The sequence below is a fragment of the Pseudomonas sp. B21-028 genome, assembly GCF_024749045.1.
Classification (GTDB): Bacteria; Pseudomonadota; Gammaproteobacteria; order Pseudomonadales; family Pseudomonadaceae; genus Aquipseudomonas.
The window spans coordinates 5,644,382-5,661,024 of the sequence record NZ_CP087184.1; the positions used below are offsets into that span (position 1 = coordinate 5,644,382).

General features: G+C 62.3%; 14 protein-coding genes. 10 read left to right on the forward strand and 4 right to left on the reverse strand.

Features of this window, described 5'->3' with window-relative positions:
• Window positions 1–55: 55 nt before the first annotated feature.
• Window positions 56–2,440, reverse strand: a complete 2,385-nt coding sequence (locus LOY35_RS24450) for a hybrid sensor histidine kinase/response regulator (protein WP_258628157.1) — start codon at window positions 2,438–2,440, stop codon at window positions 56–58.
• Between the two features lie 301 nt (window positions 2,441–2,741).
• On the opposite strand from LOY35_RS24450, the gene LOY35_RS24455 reads away from it, so the two are divergent.
• The 4 genes from LOY35_RS24455 to LOY35_RS24470 all read left to right on the forward strand — a co-directional run bounded on the left by LOY35_RS24455 (window position 2,742) and on the right by LOY35_RS24470 (window position 6,290).
• A complete protein-coding gene (locus LOY35_RS24455; protein ID WP_258628160.1) occupies window positions 2,742–3,539 on the forward strand; it encodes a hydroxymethylpyrimidine/phosphomethylpyrimidine kinase in 798 nt (265 codons plus the stop codon).
• A gap of 45 nt (window positions 3,540–3,584) precedes the next feature.
• Window positions 3,585–4,211 (forward strand): thiamine phosphate synthase, encoded by a 627-nt coding sequence (gene thiE / locus LOY35_RS24460; RefSeq protein WP_258628165.1) that lies wholly within the window; start codon window positions 3,585–3,587, stop codon window positions 4,209–4,211.
• A 23-nt stretch (window positions 4,212–4,234) separates the two neighbouring features.
• Complete coding sequence (hemL, locus tag LOY35_RS24465; protein WP_258628175.1) at window positions 4,235–5,518, forward strand: glutamate-1-semialdehyde 2,1-aminomutase; 1,284 nt, start codon at window positions 4,235–4,237, stop codon at window positions 5,516–5,518.
• A gap of 217 nt (window positions 5,519–5,735) precedes the next feature.
• Complete coding sequence (locus LOY35_RS24470) at window positions 5,736–6,290, forward strand: tetratricopeptide repeat protein (RefSeq protein WP_258628181.1); 555 nt, start codon at window positions 5,736–5,738, stop codon at window positions 6,288–6,290.
• A 154-nt stretch (window positions 6,291–6,444) separates the two neighbouring features.
• Here LOY35_RS24470 and LOY35_RS24475 read toward each other — a convergent pair whose 3' ends face one another.
• Window positions 6,445–6,774: a DUF1820 family protein gene (locus LOY35_RS24475; RefSeq protein WP_003185742.1), complete on the reverse strand. Its 330-nt coding sequence runs from the start codon at window positions 6,772–6,774 to the stop codon at window positions 6,445–6,447.
• Window positions 6,775–6,907: 133 nt separating this feature from the next.
• Here LOY35_RS24475 and miaB point away from each other — a divergent pair, with 133 nt between their 5' ends.
• The 5 genes from miaB to lnt all read left to right on the forward strand — a co-directional run bounded on the left by miaB (window position 6,908) and on the right by lnt (window position 12,353).
• On the forward strand, window positions 6,908–8,236 hold the full coding sequence (gene miaB / locus LOY35_RS24480; RefSeq protein ID WP_258628183.1) for a tRNA (N6-isopentenyl adenosine(37)-C2)-methylthiotransferase MiaB: 1,329 nt from the start codon (window positions 6,908–6,910) through the stop codon (window positions 8,234–8,236).
• A 227-nt stretch (window positions 8,237–8,463) separates the two neighbouring features.
• Complete coding sequence (locus LOY35_RS24485; protein ID WP_258628188.1) at window positions 8,464–9,471, forward strand: PhoH family protein; 1,008 nt, start codon at window positions 8,464–8,466, stop codon at window positions 9,469–9,471.
• The gene (ybeY, locus tag LOY35_RS24490; protein WP_047702684.1) at window positions 9,464–9,922 is read left to right on the forward strand and encodes an rRNA maturation RNase YbeY; all 459 of its coding nucleotides are present in this window, start codon (window positions 9,464–9,466) and stop codon (window positions 9,920–9,922) included. Before LOY35_RS24485 ends, ybeY begins: the two co-directional genes overlap by 8 nt.
• Before the next feature lie 40 nt (window positions 9,923–9,962).
• On the forward strand, window positions 9,963–10,802 hold the full coding sequence (locus tag LOY35_RS24495; protein ID WP_024780845.1) for an HlyC/CorC family transporter: 840 nt from the start codon (window positions 9,963–9,965) through the stop codon (window positions 10,800–10,802).
• 27 nt (window positions 10,803–10,829) lie between these two features.
• Window positions 10,830–12,353 carry an apolipoprotein N-acyltransferase gene (gene lnt, locus LOY35_RS24500; protein ID WP_258628200.1) on the forward strand — a complete coding sequence of 508 codons (1,524 nt, stop codon included), beginning with the start codon at window positions 10,830–10,832 and terminating at the stop codon, window positions 12,351–12,353.
• 191 nt (window positions 12,354–12,544) lie between these two features.
• Here the strand turns inward: lnt and LOY35_RS24505 are convergent, their stop codons facing one another.
• Together LOY35_RS24505 and LOY35_RS24510 are read right to left on the reverse strand one after the other, a co-directional pair.
• Window positions 12,545–13,306 carry a YdcF family protein gene (locus LOY35_RS24505; protein ID WP_258628201.1) on the reverse strand — a complete coding sequence of 254 codons (762 nt, stop codon included), beginning with the start codon at window positions 13,304–13,306 and terminating at the stop codon, window positions 12,545–12,547.
• 115 nt (window positions 13,307–13,421) lie between these two features.
• Window positions 13,422–13,742, reverse strand: coding sequence for a hypothetical protein (locus tag LOY35_RS24510; protein WP_024780842.1), 321 nt, complete (start codon window positions 13,740–13,742; stop codon window positions 13,422–13,424).
• A 292-nt stretch (window positions 13,743–14,034) separates the two neighbouring features.
• On the opposite strand from LOY35_RS24510, the gene leuS reads away from it, so the two are divergent.
• Entirely contained in the window at window positions 14,035–16,641 is a 2,607-nt protein-coding gene (gene leuS, locus LOY35_RS24515) for a leucine--tRNA ligase (RefSeq protein WP_258628203.1), read from the forward strand.
• Window positions 16,642–16,643: the final 2 nt, after the last annotated feature.

The following is a 16,643-nucleotide window of genomic DNA, read 5'->3' on the forward strand; positions in this document are numbered from 1 at the left end:
GCCAGCAGGAACCAGTTAAGCACCGCCTCCAGGCTGAACAAAGTGTCATACCCGCCTAAATGTCGGCGCTTTCACCCTGCCCAGGACACAGCACGCGACGTTGCAAAATCGCCTGCAGTACCTCGAATTTCACCGGCTTGCCCAGGTAATCAACCAACGCGCCCGCCAGGCAAGCATTCGGGTCCAGGTTCGAGCCGACTACCAGCACGGGCAAATCCTCACAGCCGGCCAGGGTACGGATCTGGCAGCAGACCGACACACCGTCCAGGGGTGGCAACTGGCAATCGAGCACCACGGCGTCGAAACTCTCGTCCCGCAACATCTCCAGCGCCCCATGGCCACTGTCGACGGTACGCACCCGGTAGCCCAGCTTGAGCAGCATGCCGCGCATGACCAGTTGATCGATGCTGTCGTCATCGGCCAGCAGCACCGTGCAGTCCTGGGGTTGACGGGTACCGTGCCTTCTGCGGAACGGAAATGGCGTGGGACCCGCCATCGGCAAGGCCATTTCAAACTCGATGTCCAACTGGAAACGGCTGCCGCGCCCGGGCTCGGAGGAATGGGTCAAGCGTCCGCCCATCAACCCCACCAGCTGTCGACAAATCGCCAGGCCCACGCCCAAGCCGCCGTATTCCCGGGTCATGGAACCGTCGAGCTGGAAGAAACGCTGGTACAAGGTCGCCTCGCCCAGGTCGGTGAAGCCGATCCCCGTGTCGATCACCGCGAAGGACAGCCCCCAGCGATCATGCGCCATCGGCTTGCCGCTGACTCGCAGCGCCAGGCCGCCCATCCGGGTGAACTTGATGGCGTTGTCCAACAGGCACTCCAGGCACTGGGTCAGTTTGCAGCTATCACCGAGCAACCGATCCGCGATACCCGGCGCCACATCGACCTTGAAATCCAGGCCCTTGGCCTGGGCATTGGCCGCGAACTGTACCTGCAAGACATCGAGCATTCCGCGCAAGCTGAACGGCGCCGGATTGACTTTGAGCTTGCCGGCCTGCAACTCCGTGAGAGTCAGCATGCCGTTGACCATACGCATCATGTCCCGCGCCGAACCGGCGGCGGTCTGTTGGTATTGGCTCAATTCCTCGTCCATCTCGACGGTTTCCATCAACTCCAGCGAGCCGATTACGCCATTCATGGGCGTGCGCAGTTCATGGGTCAGGGTCGCGAGAAATTCGTCCTTGAGCTTGTTGCCGTGGGCCAGTTGCTGGTTGAGCACTTCCAGCTTCTGCCCGGCATCCAGCAGGGTCTGGGCCTGTTGCTCGCGCATGGCATTGATGCGGTCGGCCAGGGCCAGGGACAGCAATGCCACTTCGATGGCCGAGCCGATCTGGCTGGCGTACATGGTCAGGAACACGTTCGGCAGATAACCAAGCACCATCAGGGTGTTGACGATGCCTCCCAGCAAAAAGGCCGACCAGGCAATGATGAAGTAACGCGCCACCCTCAGCCCACGCCACCAGGCGAACAGGCCGGCGGCAAAAATCACCACCGTGAACACCAGCGCCAACGCCGTCGCCAGGCGCAGTGCCAAGGCGTAGCTGGCCATCAGCGACAGGCCCACCACCACCGCGCTGAAGACGATCAACGCCAACAGCAGACGATCGAGCCAGCGGCTGTGTTGGCCGGTTTGCAGGAAGCTGCGGGCAAACTGACTGCCGAACAGGCCCGCGCAGCCGATGAAGAACGGTGTCGCGGCGTTGGTCCACCAGGGGTTGTCCGGCCAGAAATACTCGGCGGCGGCACCGTTGACCGACAATTGGTACAGGCCGAACGAGGCGATATAGACGATGTAATAGAGGTAGCTGGTGTCCCGCACACTCAGGTAGATGAACAGGTTGTACACCAGCATGCCCAGCAGCACGCCATAGATAATACCCAGCACATACAAGCGCACCGGCTGCTGTTCGAGATAAGCAGTGCTGGACCACAGGATCAGCGGCGCCTGGATCGATCCCTGACTCTGCAGGCGCAAATACACGGTCTGGTGCTGGTCGGGGACAAAATCCAGGCTGAACAGGTAGCTGTTCTGACGAATTTCCCGGGCGCCGAACGGCAGCGCATCGCCGGTCTGGCGGACCAGGCGATAGACGCCGCTGGCGTCAGGCAGATACAGATCAAGGTGATCCAACGGCGGATAGGCCAGTTCCAGCAACCAGGTGCGCTGGGCATTCACATTACGGGGGCGGTAGTGGAGGTCGATTTTCAGCCAGAACGCCGACCGCGAGTAACCGGCATTCAGCGTGTCCTTGTCATGGGGTTTGAAGCGACCGGCTGCGGCCTCGGCCTGCACGTCGTCGATGGTGGCGGTGCCGTTTGCGTCTTCGAATACTTGCAGCGCCTGGCCCAGCGGCAGGCTTTGGGTGAACTCGTCGAATTCGAGGGCGCTTGCCAAGGGGGACAAGCACAGCAGCAACATCAGCAAATAGCGCATTTAAGCCCCAGCGTGGCCTGTCCGGTTGAGTCAGGAAGCCCCCCATTCCCTGAGTAGACGTAAAACCGGCATTACCTGTTATTGAGTTGGATCCATCCTTAGCATAGCCGTTGATGGCCAACTTGCACCATTGAAATTTCTCTGGCAAAAGGCTCTAGAACGGGCGTTCCAGAGCAAAGCATTGAGATAGAGCTGTTGCTTTGGCCAAGTTGCCATGCGGCGTCGGAACATCGCTCACGCAATGGCAGGGAAATTTATCGGTGGCGCCGACCGAAGGGGTTTGGTGGTAAGCTCGCGCACCATGAATATCTACAGCTCTCGCCCCGTTGTCCTCTGTCTCTCCGGCCACGACCCCAGTGGTGGCGCCGGCTTGCAGGCAGATATCGAAGCCCTGCTCGCCCAGGGTTGCCATGCCGCCCCGGCCGTTACCGCGCTGACCGTGCAAGACACGGTGAACGTGAGCGACTTCCGCGTACTCGATCGCGAGTGGGTCCTGGCGCAAGCCAATGCCGTGCTCAACGATTCGCAGGTCGCCGCGGTCAAGCTGGGCATGCTCGGCTCCCTGGAAATGGTCGACACCGTGGTCGAACTGCTCCAGGCGCACCCGCACCTGCCCATGGTCTGCGACCCGGTGCTGCGCGCTGGCGGCGGTGGACGCCTGGGCAAGGATGAAGTCGGCTACGCCATGCGCGAACGCTTGCTGCCCCTGGCGATCATCGCCACCCCGAACCTGCCGGAAGCCCGCATTCTCGCCGAACTGCCCGAGGGCAGCGCCGATGAGTGCGCCGAAAAACTGCTGCCCTTCGTCAAGCACCTGTTGATCACCGGCGGACATGGCGACGAACATGAAGTCCATAATCGCCTGTACAGCCGTGACGGTCGCCGCGAGACGTTTACCTGCCAGCGCTTGCCCGGTAGCTACCATGGTTCCGGCTGCACCCTGGCCAGCGCCCTGGCCGGTCGACTGGCCCAGGGCGAACAGCTCGCCAGCGCCGTGCGCACCGCCCTGGATTACACCTGGCGCACCCTGCGCGACGCCGAACAGTTGGGCAAAGGCCAGTTCGTGCCACGTCGCCTGCCGCTGGATTTCTGCTCGTAACATTTTTGCCAGTCACATTTTTTGCCAGAAACAGAGGGCAGTGGAATGAAATTACGTGGCCTCTATGCCATCACTGATAGCCAGCTGCTGGCCGGTAAATTCCTCGCCTATGTAGAAGCGGCACTGGAAGGTGGCGTCACCCTGCTGCAATACCGCGATAAAAGCAGTGACGAGGCCCGGCGCCTGCGCGAAGCCGAAGCCCTGCGCGACCTGTGCGAGCGCTACAAGACCCAACTGATCATCAACGACGACGCCGAACTGGCCGCGCGCCTGGGCGTCGGCGTGCACCTGGGACAGACCGACGGGCCGTTGGCGCCGGTACGAGCATTGCTCGGGCACAAGGCGATTATCGGGTCGACCTGCCACGCCAGCCTGGAACTGGCTGCGCAGGCCGCCGCCGAAGGCGCGAGCTACGTCGCCTTCGGCCGCTTCTTCAATTCCAACACCAAGCCCGGCGCGCCCAGCGCAAACCTTGAACTGCTCGAACAAGCCCGCCTCAAACTGCATGTACCGGTATGCGCCATCGGCGGCATTACCCTGGAGAACGCCGCCCCGCTGGTGGCCCACGGTGTCGACCTGCTGGCAGTGGTGCATGGCCTGTTCGGCGCAGACAGCACTCATGAAGTGACGCGCCGCGCCCGCGCATTCAACGATCTGTTGAAGATCAACTAATTTCCGTTTTCGAGAGACCGACCATGTCCCGTTCCGAAACCCTGTTTGCCAACGCCCAGAAACATATCCCCGGCGGCGTGAACTCCCCCGTGCGTGCGTTCAAGAGCGTCGGCGGTACCCCGTTGTTCTTCAAACACGCCGAAGGCGCTTATGTAACGGACGAAGACGACAAGCGCTATGTGGATTACGTGGGTTCCTGGGGGCCGATGATCCTGGGCCACAGCCACCCGGACGTGCTGGACGCCGTGCGCAAGCAGCTGGAACACGGCCTCTCCTATGGCGCCCCGACCGCCATGGAAACCGAAATGGCCGACCTGGTCTGCACCATCGTGCCGTCGATGGAGATGGTGCGCATGGTCAGCTCCGGCACCGAGGCGACCATGAGCGCGATCCGCCTGGCACGGGGCTACACCGGTCGCGACAGCATCATCAAGTTCGAAGGTTGCTACCACGGTCACTCCGACAGCCTGTTGGTCAAGGCCGGTTCCGGCGCACTGACCCAGGGCGTGCCGAGTTCCGCCGGTGTACCGGCGGCGTTCGCCAGACACACCCTGACCCTGCCGTTCAATGACCTTGAAGAAGTCGAAAAGATGCTCGCCGACGTCGGTCAGGAAGTGGCCTGCATCATCGTCGAGCCGGTGGCCGGCAACATGAACTGCGTACCGCCGGCACCGGGCTTCCTCGAAGGCTTGCGCAGCCTGTGCGACAAACACGGCGTGGTCTTGATCTTCGACGAAGTGATGACCGGTTTCCGTGTCGCCCTCGGCGGCGCCCAGGCCCATTATGGCGTGACGCCGGACCTGAGCACCTTCGGCAAGATCATCGGCGGTGGCATGCCGGTGGGCTGCTTCGGCGGCAAGCGCGCCATCATGGAATACATCGCACCACTGGGCCCGGTCTACCAGGCCGGCACGCTGTCGGGCAATCCGCTGGCCATGGCCGCCGGCCTGACCACCCTGCGCCTGATCAGCCGGCCGGGCTTCCATGCCGAGCTGACCGACTTCACCACCCGCCTGCTCGACGGCCTGCAGATTCGCGCCGACGCGGCCGGCATCCCGTTCGTGACCACCCAGGCCGGCGGCATGTTCGGCCTGTATTTCAGTGGCGCCGACGACATCGTGACGTTCGAAGACGTGATGGCCAGCGACGCGGATCGCTTCAAGCGCTTCTTCCACCTGATGCTCGAGGGCGGCGTGTACCTGGCGCCGAGCGCATTCGAAGCCGGCTTCACCTCCATCGCCCATGGCGAGGCCGAGTTGAAGATCACTCTCGACGCAGCAGAGCGGGCCTTCGCCGCCATGAAATAAGCCTGTGGATAACTGACGCTGGCTGACACCGGCGTCAGTGATTACCGACAAGCTTCGCCTCTTTTCCTACGTATTGATCTATAAAGCAGTCATCGACATGCTCTGGCAGCAGAAAAACGAGTAAAGACTTTGTAAGGATGGCCCTGCTTATTTCATAATGCGCGCTTATTGGATCCCCCGGAGGGTCCGCGCGCCCCTCAGAGGTAAGTCGATTCCCATGAACCGCACCGGCCGCACCCTTGCCCTGGGCTGCCTGTTGCTCCTTCAGCCGCTGCTCGCGAATGCACAAGCAGGCGGCAACTCGTTGTTGATCCCGGCGGTGGGCCGTTGCACGCTCAATACCCAGCCACAAGATCTCGCACAGGCACTCGACGCCTGTCAAAAAGCGGCGGACGCAGGCGATGCGCAAGCGCAATACGAGTTGGGCGAGTTCTACTACGAAGGCAAGGCCGCGCCGCGCGACCTCAAGCAAGCCCTCAACTATTTCGAAAAAGCCTCGCTGCAGGGCCATGCCCAGGCGCAATTCAAGCTGGGTGGCATGTTCTTCCATGGCGAAGGCGTACCTGCCAATAACGTCCAGGCCTACATCGTGCTGAAGATGGCGGCGGTCAACGGCGCCGAAGATGCCCTGGACACCGCCGACGAAGTCGCCGAGCAGATGCCTCGTGACGAACTGGAAGTGGCGACCCAGGTGCTGGGGCAGATTTTCCGCAAGTACCTGATGGAACTGCAGAATGCCGACGGGCGCACGCCCTTCTCGCCCCTACCCTGAACCCAAGGTCCCCTGTGGCGAGGGGATTTATCCCCGCTGGGGCGCGGAGCGGCCCTAAAACCTGACACCTCGGTATAGAGGTTAATTGAGGTGATTGCCTTGGGGCTGCTGCGCAGCCCAGCGGGGATAAATCCCCTCGCCACAAAGGCCAGATTTACTTCTCAGGCATCGGCATCGGAAACGGCATCACATTGCCGACCGCGCCCCGGGCTTCGCTGATCTTCGGGGTACCCAGGCGTTCGACTTCGTCGATGCGCACGATCGAATGCATCGGCACGAAGCTGCGCACCACGCCTTCGAACTGGGCCTTGAGCTTTTCTTCGCTGGGGTCGACGACCACTTGCGTGCGCTCGCCAAAGACGAACTCTTCCACCTCCAGGAAGCCCCACAGATCACTTTGATAGATCTGCTTGGCGTACATTTCGAACACCTGGCCCTGGTTGAGGAAAATCACCTTGTAGATTGGAGCTTCACGTTTGGTCATGGCGGGCGAAACACATCGGCAGGTAAAAATGAGGGCGCGAACTATAGCATAGCCACTGCTCGCACAGCGGTAGGAACCGGGGGACTTGTTCCCTATAATGCGCGGTTCTTTGAATCACGTGATGACTCCCTCCATGGCCAAGAAGCTTTACATCGAAACCCACGGTTGCCAGATGAACGAGTACGACAGCTCGCGCATGGTCGACCTGCTGGGCGAGCACCAGGCCCTGGAAGTCACCGCACGCGCCGAAGACGCCGACGTGATCCTGCTCAACACCTGTTCGATCCGCGAGCGCGCCCAGGACCGGGTCTATTCCCAGCTCGGCCGCTGGCGCGAACTGAAGCTGGCCAATCCGGAAATGGTCATCGCCGTGGGCGGTTGCGTGGCCAGCCAGGAAGGCGCCGCCATTCGTGACCGTGCCCCCTACGTGGATGTGGTCTTTGGCCCGCAGACCCTGCACCGCCTGCCGGAGATGATCGACGCGGCCCGTGTCACCAAGCTGCCGCAGGTGGACGTTTCGTTCCCGGAAATCGAGAAATTCGACCACCTGCCCGAGCCGCGCATCGATGGCCCGAGCGCCTATGTCTCGGTCATGGAAGGCTGTAGCAAGTACTGCACGTTCTGCGTGGTGCCCTATACCCGGGGCGAAGAAGTCAGCCGCCCTTTCGACGACGTGATCGCCGAGATCATCCACCTGGCGGAAAACGGCGTGCGGGAAGTGACGCTGCTGGGGCAGAACGTCAACGGCTATCGCGGCCTGACCCACGACGGACGGTTGGCGGATCTCGCCGAATTGATCCGCGTCGTGGCGGCGGTGGACGGCATCGACCGCATCCGCTACACCACCTCCCATCCGCTGGAGTTCTCCGACAGCCTGATCCTCGCCCACGCCGAGGTCCCCGAGCTGGTCAAGCACCTGCACCTGCCGGTGCAGTCGGGCTCCGACCGGATCCTGGCGGCCATGAAGCGCAACCACACGGCGCTCGAATACAAGTCCAAGCTGCGCAAGCTGCGGGCGGCGGTGCCGGGGATCTGCATCAGTTCGGACTTCATCGTGGGCTTTCCCGGCGAAACCGAGAAAGACTTCCAACAGACTATGAAGCTGATCGAGGACGTGGGGTTCGACTTCTCCTACTCGTTCGTCTACAGCCAGCGCCCCGGCACCCCGGCGGCCGACCTGGCGGACGACACCCCCGAAGAACTGAAAAAGGAACGGCTCAACGCCTTGCAACACCGCCTGAACCAGCAGGGTTTCGAGATCAGCCGACAAATGGTCGGTTCCGTCCAGCGGATTCTGGTCACCGATTATTCGAAAAAAGACCCGGGCGAACTGCAAGGCCGGACCGAAAACAATCGCATCGTCAATTTCCGCTGCGACACCCCGGCCCTGATCGGCCAGTTCGCCGACGTGCACATCGACTCCGCGCAACCCCACTCCCTGCGCGGTTCGCTGGTTCAGTAAGCACAATTCCCTGTGGGAGCGAGCCTGCTCGCGATATGGGCATATCAGTCGACATCCATGTTGAATGACACACCGATATCGCGAGCAGGCTCGCTCCCACAAATCACTTCCACACAGACCGCGTCGGTCGCTGGAATGGGTTTACCCCGCTTAAGAGCTTTCGCACCCAGCCTACTGGCGTTATCCTTGATTTCATCTCAATTGCCCCCGGGCGGCTAAAAACGACCTTGAACGCACCCATCGAACCCCATCGTTTCATTCTCGAGCCCTTTGAGGCTCGCCGCTTCGCCAATCTGTGCGGGCAATTCGACGAGCATCTGCGCTTGATCGAACAGCGCCTGGCCATCGAGATCCGCAACCGCGGAAACCAGTTCGAGCTGATCGGCGAACCCAAGCACACCACCTCCGCGGAAAACCTGCTGCGCCGCCTCTACCGGGAAACCAAGGGGAGCGAGCTGTCGCCGGACACTGTCCACCTGTTCCTGCAGGAGTCGGCCGTCGAAGAGCTCGACAACCACGCCCCGGCGGAACCTGCCGTGGCCCTGCGCACGAAGAAAGGCATGATTCGCCCTCGCGGCTTGAATCAGCAGCGCTACGTGAAGGAAATCCTCGGCAACGACATCAATTTCGGTATCGGCCCGGCCGGTACGGGCAAGACCTACCTGGCGGTAGCTTGCGCGGTCGATGCCCTGGAGCGCGAACAGGTTCGGCGCATCCTGCTGGTGCGCCCGGCGGTCGAAGCCGGGGAAAAACTCGGTTTCCTGCCCGGCGACCTGGCCCAGAAAATCGACCCGTACCTGCGCCCACTCTATGACGCGCTGTACGAAATGCTCGGCTTCGAATACGTCGCCAAGCTGATCGAGCGCCAGGTCATCGAAGTCGCGCCGCTGGCCTACATGCGTGGCCGGACCCTGAACAACAGCTTCATCATCCTCGACGAAAGCCAGAACACCACGGTCGAGCAAATGAAGATGTTCCTGACCCGGATCGGCTTCGGCTCCACCGCCGTCATCACCGGGGACATCACCCAGGTCGACCTGCCCCGCGGCACCAAGTCCGGGCTGAACCACGTGATCCAAGTGCTCAAGGACGTGCCGGGCATCAGCTTCACGCATTTCCTGCCCAAGGACGTCGTGCGCCATCCATTGGTGCAGCGCATCGTCGAAGCCTACGAGCGCTTCGAGCAGCGCGCCGAGGACCTGCACGAAAGCAAAGGCAGCCGCCAGGATGCTTGAACTTGACCTGCAACTGGCCAGCGCACATGCCGTCCCCAGCGAAGTCCAGTTCCGCCAGTGGTGCGAACTGGCCCTGCGTCAGCGCAGCGCCGACTCGGAGTTGACGATTCGCCTGGTGGACGAACCCGAAGGCCGGGAACTGAACCATACCTGGCGGCAGAAAGACTACGCGACCAACGTGCTGTCCTTTCCCGCCGACGTGCCCGACGAACTGCTCGACATCCCGCTGCTGGGGGACCTGGTGATCTGCGTCCCGGTGGTGGAGCGCGAAGCCACGGAACAGGGCAAGCCTTCCGAGGCGCACTGGGCCCATCTGGTCATTCACGGCTGCTTGCATCTGCTTGGTTACGACCATATTGAAGATGACGAAGCCGAAGAAATGGAAGCACTGGAACGAACGTTGCTTGCAGAGCTGGGTCATGCCGACCCCTACGCCGGCGACGAGCACTGATACATCAACCTGTAACGACAAAGGATTCAGAGTAATCGCTATGAGCGAAGATCGATCGAGCAACGGGCAGAAGTCATGGCTGGGCAAGCTCACCCAGGCTTTTGCCCATGAGCCGAAAAACCGCCAGGAGCTGCTGGAGCTGCTGCGCGATGCACACCAGAACAAACTGCTGGACAGCGAAGCGCTGGCCATCGTCGAAGGCGCCATCCAGGTCGCTGACCTGCAGGTACGGGACATCATGGTCCCACGCTCGCAGATGGTCAGCATCAAGGCGACCCAGACCCCCCGCGAATTCCTGCCGGCCGTGGTCGACTCTGCCCATTCGCGCTACCCGGTGATTGGTGAGAGCCATGACGACGTCATGGGCGTGTTGCTGGCCAAGGATCTGCTGCCGCTGATCCTCCAGGAGAACGGCGACAGCTTCAATATCAAGGACTTGCTGCGCCCGGCCACCTTCGTGCCCGAGTCCAAGCGCCTGAACGTGCTGCTGCGTGAATTCCGCGCCAACCACAACCACATGGCCATCGTCATCGACGAGTACGGCGGTGTGGCCGGATTGGTCACCATCGAGGACGTGCTCGAGCAGATCGTCGGCGACATCGAGGACGAGCACGATGTCGAGGAAGACAGCTACATCAAGCCGTTGCCCAGCGGCGACTTCCTGATCAAGGCCCTGACGCCGATCGAGAACTTCAACGAATTCTTCGACAGCCAATTCTCCGACGACGAGTTCGACACCGTCGGCGGCCTGGTGATGAGCGCATTCGGCCACCTGCCCAAGCGCAACGAAACCACGGAAATCGGCTCCTGGCGCTTCCGCATCCTGAACGCCGACAGCCGCCGGATCCACCTGCTGCGCCTGTCACCCATTGGCCGATAACCCCTGCGAGACCCGCTAAGGACACACATGCGCTGGATAACCCGCCCCGGCTGGCCCGGTAACCTGCTGGCCATGGCGGCCGGTGCGATCACCACCCTGGCCCTGGCGCCGTTCGACATCTGGCCACTGGCATTGCTGGCGGTCGGGCTGTTCTATGCCGGGTTGCGCGAACTCTCGCCGCGCCAGGCCCTGGGCCGGGGCTGGTGCTTCGGTTTTGGCCTGTTCGGCGCCGGCACCAGTTGGATCTACGTCAGCATCCATAACTTCGGCGGCGCCTCGGTGCTGCTTGCCGGGCTGTTGATGCTGCTGTTCGTGGCCGCCATCGCCTGGTTCTTCGCCCTGCCCGCCTGGCTTTGGGCTCGCTGGTTGCGGCGCAATGAAGCGCCGTTGGCCGACGCCCTGGCGTTCGCCGCGCTGTGGTTGGGCCAGGAAGCCTTTCGCGGCTGGTTCCTCACCGGCTTCCCATGGCTCTACTCCGGCTATAGCCAGCTCGACGGTCCCTTGGCCGGTCTCGCGCCGGTGGGTGGGATGTGGTTGATTTCCTTCACTCTGGCCCTGACCGCCGCACTGCTCTACAACCTCCCCCGCTTGATCCGCGGCGGACGCAAGGGCTTTATCGCGGCGGGCGTGGTCCTGTTGATCGGCCCGTGGCTAGCCGGCATGACGCTCAAGGGCCATGCCTGGACCAGCCCCTCGGGCGACCCGCTCAGCGTTGCCGCCATCCAGGGCAACATCGAACAAAGCATGAAGTGGGATCCGCAGCAGCTCAACGCGCAACTGGCGCTGTACCGCGACATGAGCTTTACCTCCAAGCGCGTCGACTTGCTGGTCTGGCCGGAAACCGCGGTCCCGGTGCTCAAGGACTCTGCCCAGGGCTACCTGGACATGATGGGCAGTTTCGCTGCCGAGCGGCATTCGGCGTTGATCACCGGCGTACCGATTCGCCAATTGGTCCATCATGAGAAACGCTACTTCAACGGCATCACCGTGACCGGCGAAGGCGACGGTACTTACCTGAAGCAGAAACTGGTGCCGTTCGGCGAGTACGTGCCCTTGCAGGAGCTGTTGCGCGGGCTGATCGCTTTCTTCGACCTGCCCATGTCGGACTTCGCCCGGGGGCCGGCCGATCAGCCGTTGTTGCAAGCCAAGGGTTACCAGATCGCACCATTCATCTGTTATGAAGTGGTGTACCCGGAATTTGCCGCCGGCCTCTCGGCCCGCAGCGACCTGCTGCTGACCATCAGCAACGACACCTGGTTCGGCACCTCGATCGGCCCGCTGCAGCACCTGCAAATGGCCCAGATGCGCGCCCTGGAAGCCGGCCGCTGGATGATTCGCGCCACCAACAATGGCGTGACCGGCCTGATCAACCCCTTCGGCCAGATCACTGCCCGGATCCCGCAATTCGAACGCGGCATCCTGTACGGCGAAGTGGTGCCGATGCACGACCTGACGCCGTACCTGCAATGGCGCTCATGGCCATTGATCATCCTGTGCGTGTTACTGCTGGGTTGGGCGTTGGTGACCAGCCGGATCGCCAAGACCGTCTGAGGCTCATCCCGGTCTTGAGCGAACCCCTTGTGGCGAGGGGATTTATCCCCGCTGGGGCGCGAAGCGCCCCCAATCCAAACTGTCTGACACACCGCAGTGTCAGCTTTTTAGGGCTGCTTCGCAGCCCAGCGGGGCGGTGCGACGTTTCGCTAAATCCCCTCGCCACAGAGACAGCCTCGCTGCTGAGCTACTCAGCGGTAAAACAACCAATACCCCACCAACCCCGCCGCCTCATTCATCAACTGCCCCGACTGCCAGATCGACTTGAACTCTGGCATCCAGCCGCCCAGGGGCCGGGCGTTGTCCTGCCCCAGGAAGCCCACCGGCGCAGGAACCACTTCGAACCCGGAGCGCTGGAAACTCCAGACAGCCCGCGGCATATGCCATGCCTGGGTCACCACCACGACGCGACGGATCCCTTCCGGGTGCAGGATTCCGGCGCTCATTTGCGCGTTCTCCCAGGTGGTGCGGCTGAGTCCCTCTTGCCAGCGTACGGCGACGCCAAAATCGTCCAGCATGGAATCGGCCATCAGCTTTGCCTCGCTGGGCGGCGTGCCGTAATGCAAGCCGCCGGAGGTCAGCACGGGCAATCCAGACGCCTTGGCCAGCCGCGCCGCATAACGCTGGCGCTCCAGCCCGACCCCGGTGGGCTGGTCGGTGCCCCAGGCTGGGTCACCGCGCTCGCGGCCCGAGCCCAATACCACGATGGCATCGGCTCGCTGGGCCAGGGTCGCCCATTCATCGCGAGACAGCGGCGGCTCACGCTCCAGCGCCTTGGCACTCCACTGCACCACCACGGGCAGGCTCAACAGCCAGAAACCGCCCAACCCCGCGATAAAACATGCGCGCGCCAGGCGCGGCCGGGAATTACGCCACCACCAGGCAAGCGCCAGCAGCAGCAAAAGAATGCCGGGCGGCAGTAACAGTTGTTTGATGAAATAGCGAAATGGCATCGGGCATCTCCATAGATGCCCGAAGCCTAGGTGGGTTGACGCAAAGCGACAACAGATTCGAAACAAACCTGAATCAAAAGCTTGGACCAAAAAAGCGCAACGCGTGAATCCGGCTTTACTTGAACTGCAGCGACCGGACTTTTACAGCATCCTTGTCGGGCGTCCGATCCTTGAGCCAGACAACCTTGGCCGAACGGGGCGCATCAAGACGCTGGAGTACCTGGGCCCCGCTTGTGCGGGCCTGATGTCCGACCTGTTCGAGGTAAGCCTTGACCAGTTCGAACTCCGCGGGGCTCAAGCCTCGCAGTTCCAGCTCTGCCGGACGTTCATTACGCAAGCGTCCGGCGGTTCTTGCAGCGTCCAGGGCCACCCCGAGACGATCGATCAGCTTTTCATACAACTCCGGTGTAGCGACTTCTCGTTGTGATTCAACCATCCCTCACCTCATTGAAGATAAGACTCACTCCCCACTGAGAAGCTTAGCTTCGCTGGGCAAACCGACAGGACGCCGCGACCAACGGCCCTGAACGCCCGGCGCCGCCGGCTGTCGACACTGTCCGACACGCAATCAGGGTTTCCCTCCGCAGAGTGCGGTCATGTATGCTACGGCGCTTCCTGTAACTCCACTTCCAGCTCCGCTGGGCATCGAAAGCGCCGCATTCGGCGTCGTCTGCGTCCAGCATGGCAACGAAGAGGATTGGGCCACCCCATTCAGTACAAAAGTAGCCATGCACGAACACTATCAGCCCCGTGAAATCGAAGCCGCCGCCCAGTCGTTCTGGGACGAGCAAAAGTCCTTTGAAGTCAGTGAACAGCCAGGCAAGGAAACCTACTATTGCCTGTCGATGTTCCCTTATCCCAGCGGCAAGCTGCACATGGGGCACGTGCGCAACTACACCATCGGCGACGTGATTTCCCGCTATCAGCGCATGCAAGGCAAGAACGTCCTGCAACCCATGGGTTGGGATGCCTTCGGCATGCCGGCGGAAAACGCCGCGATGAAGAACAACGTGGCGCCCGCCAAGTGGACCTACGAAAACATCGCCTACATGAAGTCCCAGCTGCGCAGCCTGGGCCTGGCGGTGGACTGGTCCCGGGAAGTCACCACCTGCAAGCCCGACTATTACCGCTGGGAACAATGGCTGTTCACCCGCCTGTTCGAAAAAGGCGTGATCTACCGCAAGAACGGCACCGTGAACTGGGACCCGGTGGACCAGACCGTACTGGCCAACGAGCAAGTGATCGACGGTCGCGGCTGGCGTTCCGGCGCGCTGATCGAAAAGCGCGAAATCCCGATGTACTACTTCAAGATCACCGCCTATGCGGATGAACTGCTGGAGAGCCTCGACGAACTGACCGGCTGGCCCGAGCAGGTCAAGACCATGCAGCGCAACTGGATCGGCAAGTCCCGGGGCATGGAAGTGCAGTTCCCCTACGACGTCGCCTCCATCGGCGAAGCCGGCACCCTGAAGGTCTTCACCACCCGTCCGGACACGCTGATGGGCGCCACCTATGTGGCCGTGGCCGCCGAGCACCCGCTGGCGACCCTGGCGGCCCGGAACGATCCCGCACTGCAGGCGTTCATTGCCGAATGCAAGGGCGGCAGCGTCGCCGAAGCCGACGTCGCCACCCAGGAAAAGAAAGGCCTGCCGACCTCGCTGTTCGTCGAGCACCCGCTGACTGGTGAAAAACTCCCGGTGTGGGTCGCCAACTACGTGCTGATGCACTACGGCGATGGCGCCGTCATGGCGGTACCGGCCCACGACGAGCGCGATTTCGAGTTCGCCCACAAGTACAACCTGCCGGTCAAGACCGTGGTCCGCACCAGCGCCGGTGACCAGACCCCGGCCCCCTGGCAGGACGCCTATGGCGAACACGGCGAGCTGATCAACTCCGGCGAGTTCGACGGCCTGGATTTCGCCGGCGCGTTCGACGCCATCGAAGTCGCCCTGATCAAGAAGAACCTGGGCGCCTCCCGCACCCAGTTCCGCCTGCGCGACTGGGGCATCAGCCGCCAGCGCTACTGGGGCTGCCCGATTCCGATCGTGCACTGCGCGACCTGCGGTGACGTACCGGTACCGGAAGATCAACTGCCCGTGGTCCTGCCGGAAGACGTCGTACCCGACGGTGCCGGTTCGCCCCTGGCGCGCATGCCCGAGTTCTACGAGTGCAACTGCCCGAAATGCGGCGCACCGGCCAAGCGTGAAACCGACACCATGGACACCTTCGTCGAGTCCTCGTGGTATTACGCCCGCTACGCCTCGCCGCACTATGAAGGTGGCCTGGTGGAAAAATCCGCCGCCGACCACTGGTTGCCGGTGGATCAGTACATCGGCGGCATCGAACACGCCATTCTCCACCTGCTGTATGCGCGCTTCTTCCACAAGCTGATGCGTGACGAAGGCCTGGTGAGCTCCAACGAGCCGTTCAAGAACCTGCTGACCCAGGGCATGGTGGTCGCCGAGACCTACTACCGCCGCGAAGCCAACGGTGCCTACACCTGGTTCAATCCGGCCGATGTCGAACTCGAACGCGACAGCAAAGCCAAGGTCATCAGCGCCAAATTGATCGCTGACGGCCTGCCGGTGGAAATCGGCGGTACCGAGAAGATGGCCAAGTCGAAGAACAACGGCGTCGACCCACAGTCGATGATCGACCAGTTCGGCGCGGACACCTGCCGCCTGTTCATGATGTTCGCCTCGCCACCCGACATGAGCGCGGAGTGGTCCGACTCCGGTGTCGAGGGTTCGCACCGTTTCCTCAAGCGCGTCTGGCGCCTGGCCCAGGCTCACGTCGCCCAGGGCCTGCCGGGCAAACTGGACGTCGCGGGCCTCAACGACGAACAAAAGGTCATTCGCCGTTCGATCCACCTGGCCATCAAGCAGGCCAGCCATGACGTCGGCCAGAACCACAAGTTCAACACCGCCATCGCCCAGGTGATGACACTGATGAATGTGCTGGAAAAAGCCGCGCAGGCCACCGGACAGGATCGCGCACTGCTTCACGAAGGCCTGGAAGCCGTGACGCTGTTGCTCGCGCCGATCACGCCGCACATCAGCCACGAGCTGTGGAACCAACTGGGCCACGCTACTCCGGTGATCGACGCCAGCTGGCCAGTGGTGGACGAAAGCGCGCTGGTGCAGGACAGCCTGACCCTGGTCATCCAGGTCAACGGCAAGCTGCGCGGCCAGATCGACATGCCGGCCACCGCGACACGCGAAGAAGTCGAAGCGGCCGCACGGACCAATGAGAACGTGCTGCGCTTCGTCGATGGCCTGACGATCCGTAAAGTGATCGTCGTGCCCGGCAAACTGGTCAACATCGTCGCAAGCTAATT

Bases quoted from the DNA above. Each gene is read 5' to 3' on its own strand.
- ybeY (WP_047702684.1), top strand. From the start codon at position 9,464: ATGCTTGAACTTGACCTGCAACTGGCCAGCGCACATGCCGTCCCCAGC.
- LOY35_RS24450 (WP_258628157.1), bottom strand. From the start codon at position 2,440: ATGCGCTATTTGCTGATGTTGCTGCTGTGCTTGTCCCCCTTGGCAAGC.
- LOY35_RS24470 (WP_258628181.1), top strand. From the start codon at position 5,736: ATGAACCGCACCGGCCGCACCCTTGCCCTGGGCTGCCTGTTGCTCCTT.
- thiE (WP_258628165.1), top strand. From the start codon at position 3,585: ATGAAATTACGTGGCCTCTATGCCATCACTGATAGCCAGCTGCTGGCC.
- LOY35_RS24475 (WP_003185742.1), bottom strand. From the start codon at position 6,774: ATGACCAAACGTGAAGCTCCAATCTACAAGGTGATTTTCCTCAACCAG.
- hemL (WP_258628175.1), top strand. From the start codon at position 4,235: ATGTCCCGTTCCGAAACCCTGTTTGCCAACGCCCAGAAACATATCCCC.
- lnt (WP_258628200.1), top strand. From the start codon at position 10,830: ATGCGCTGGATAACCCGCCCCGGCTGGCCCGGTAACCTGCTGGCCATG.
- LOY35_RS24495 (WP_024780845.1), top strand. From the start codon at position 9,963: ATGAGCGAAGATCGATCGAGCAACGGGCAGAAGTCATGGCTGGGCAAG.
- miaB (WP_258628183.1), top strand. From the start codon at position 6,908: ATGGCCAAGAAGCTTTACATCGAAACCCACGGTTGCCAGATGAACGAG.
- LOY35_RS24505 (WP_258628201.1), bottom strand. From the start codon at position 13,306: ATGCCATTTCGCTATTTCATCAAACAACTGTTACTGCCGCCCGGCATT.
- leuS (WP_258628203.1), top strand. From the start codon at position 14,035: ATGCACGAACACTATCAGCCCCGTGAAATCGAAGCCGCCGCCCAGTCG.
- LOY35_RS24510 (WP_024780842.1), bottom strand. From the start codon at position 13,742: ATGGTTGAATCACAACGAGAAGTCGCTACACCGGAGTTGTATGAAAAG.
- LOY35_RS24455 (WP_258628160.1), top strand. From the start codon at position 2,742: ATGAATATCTACAGCTCTCGCCCCGTTGTCCTCTGTCTCTCCGGCCAC.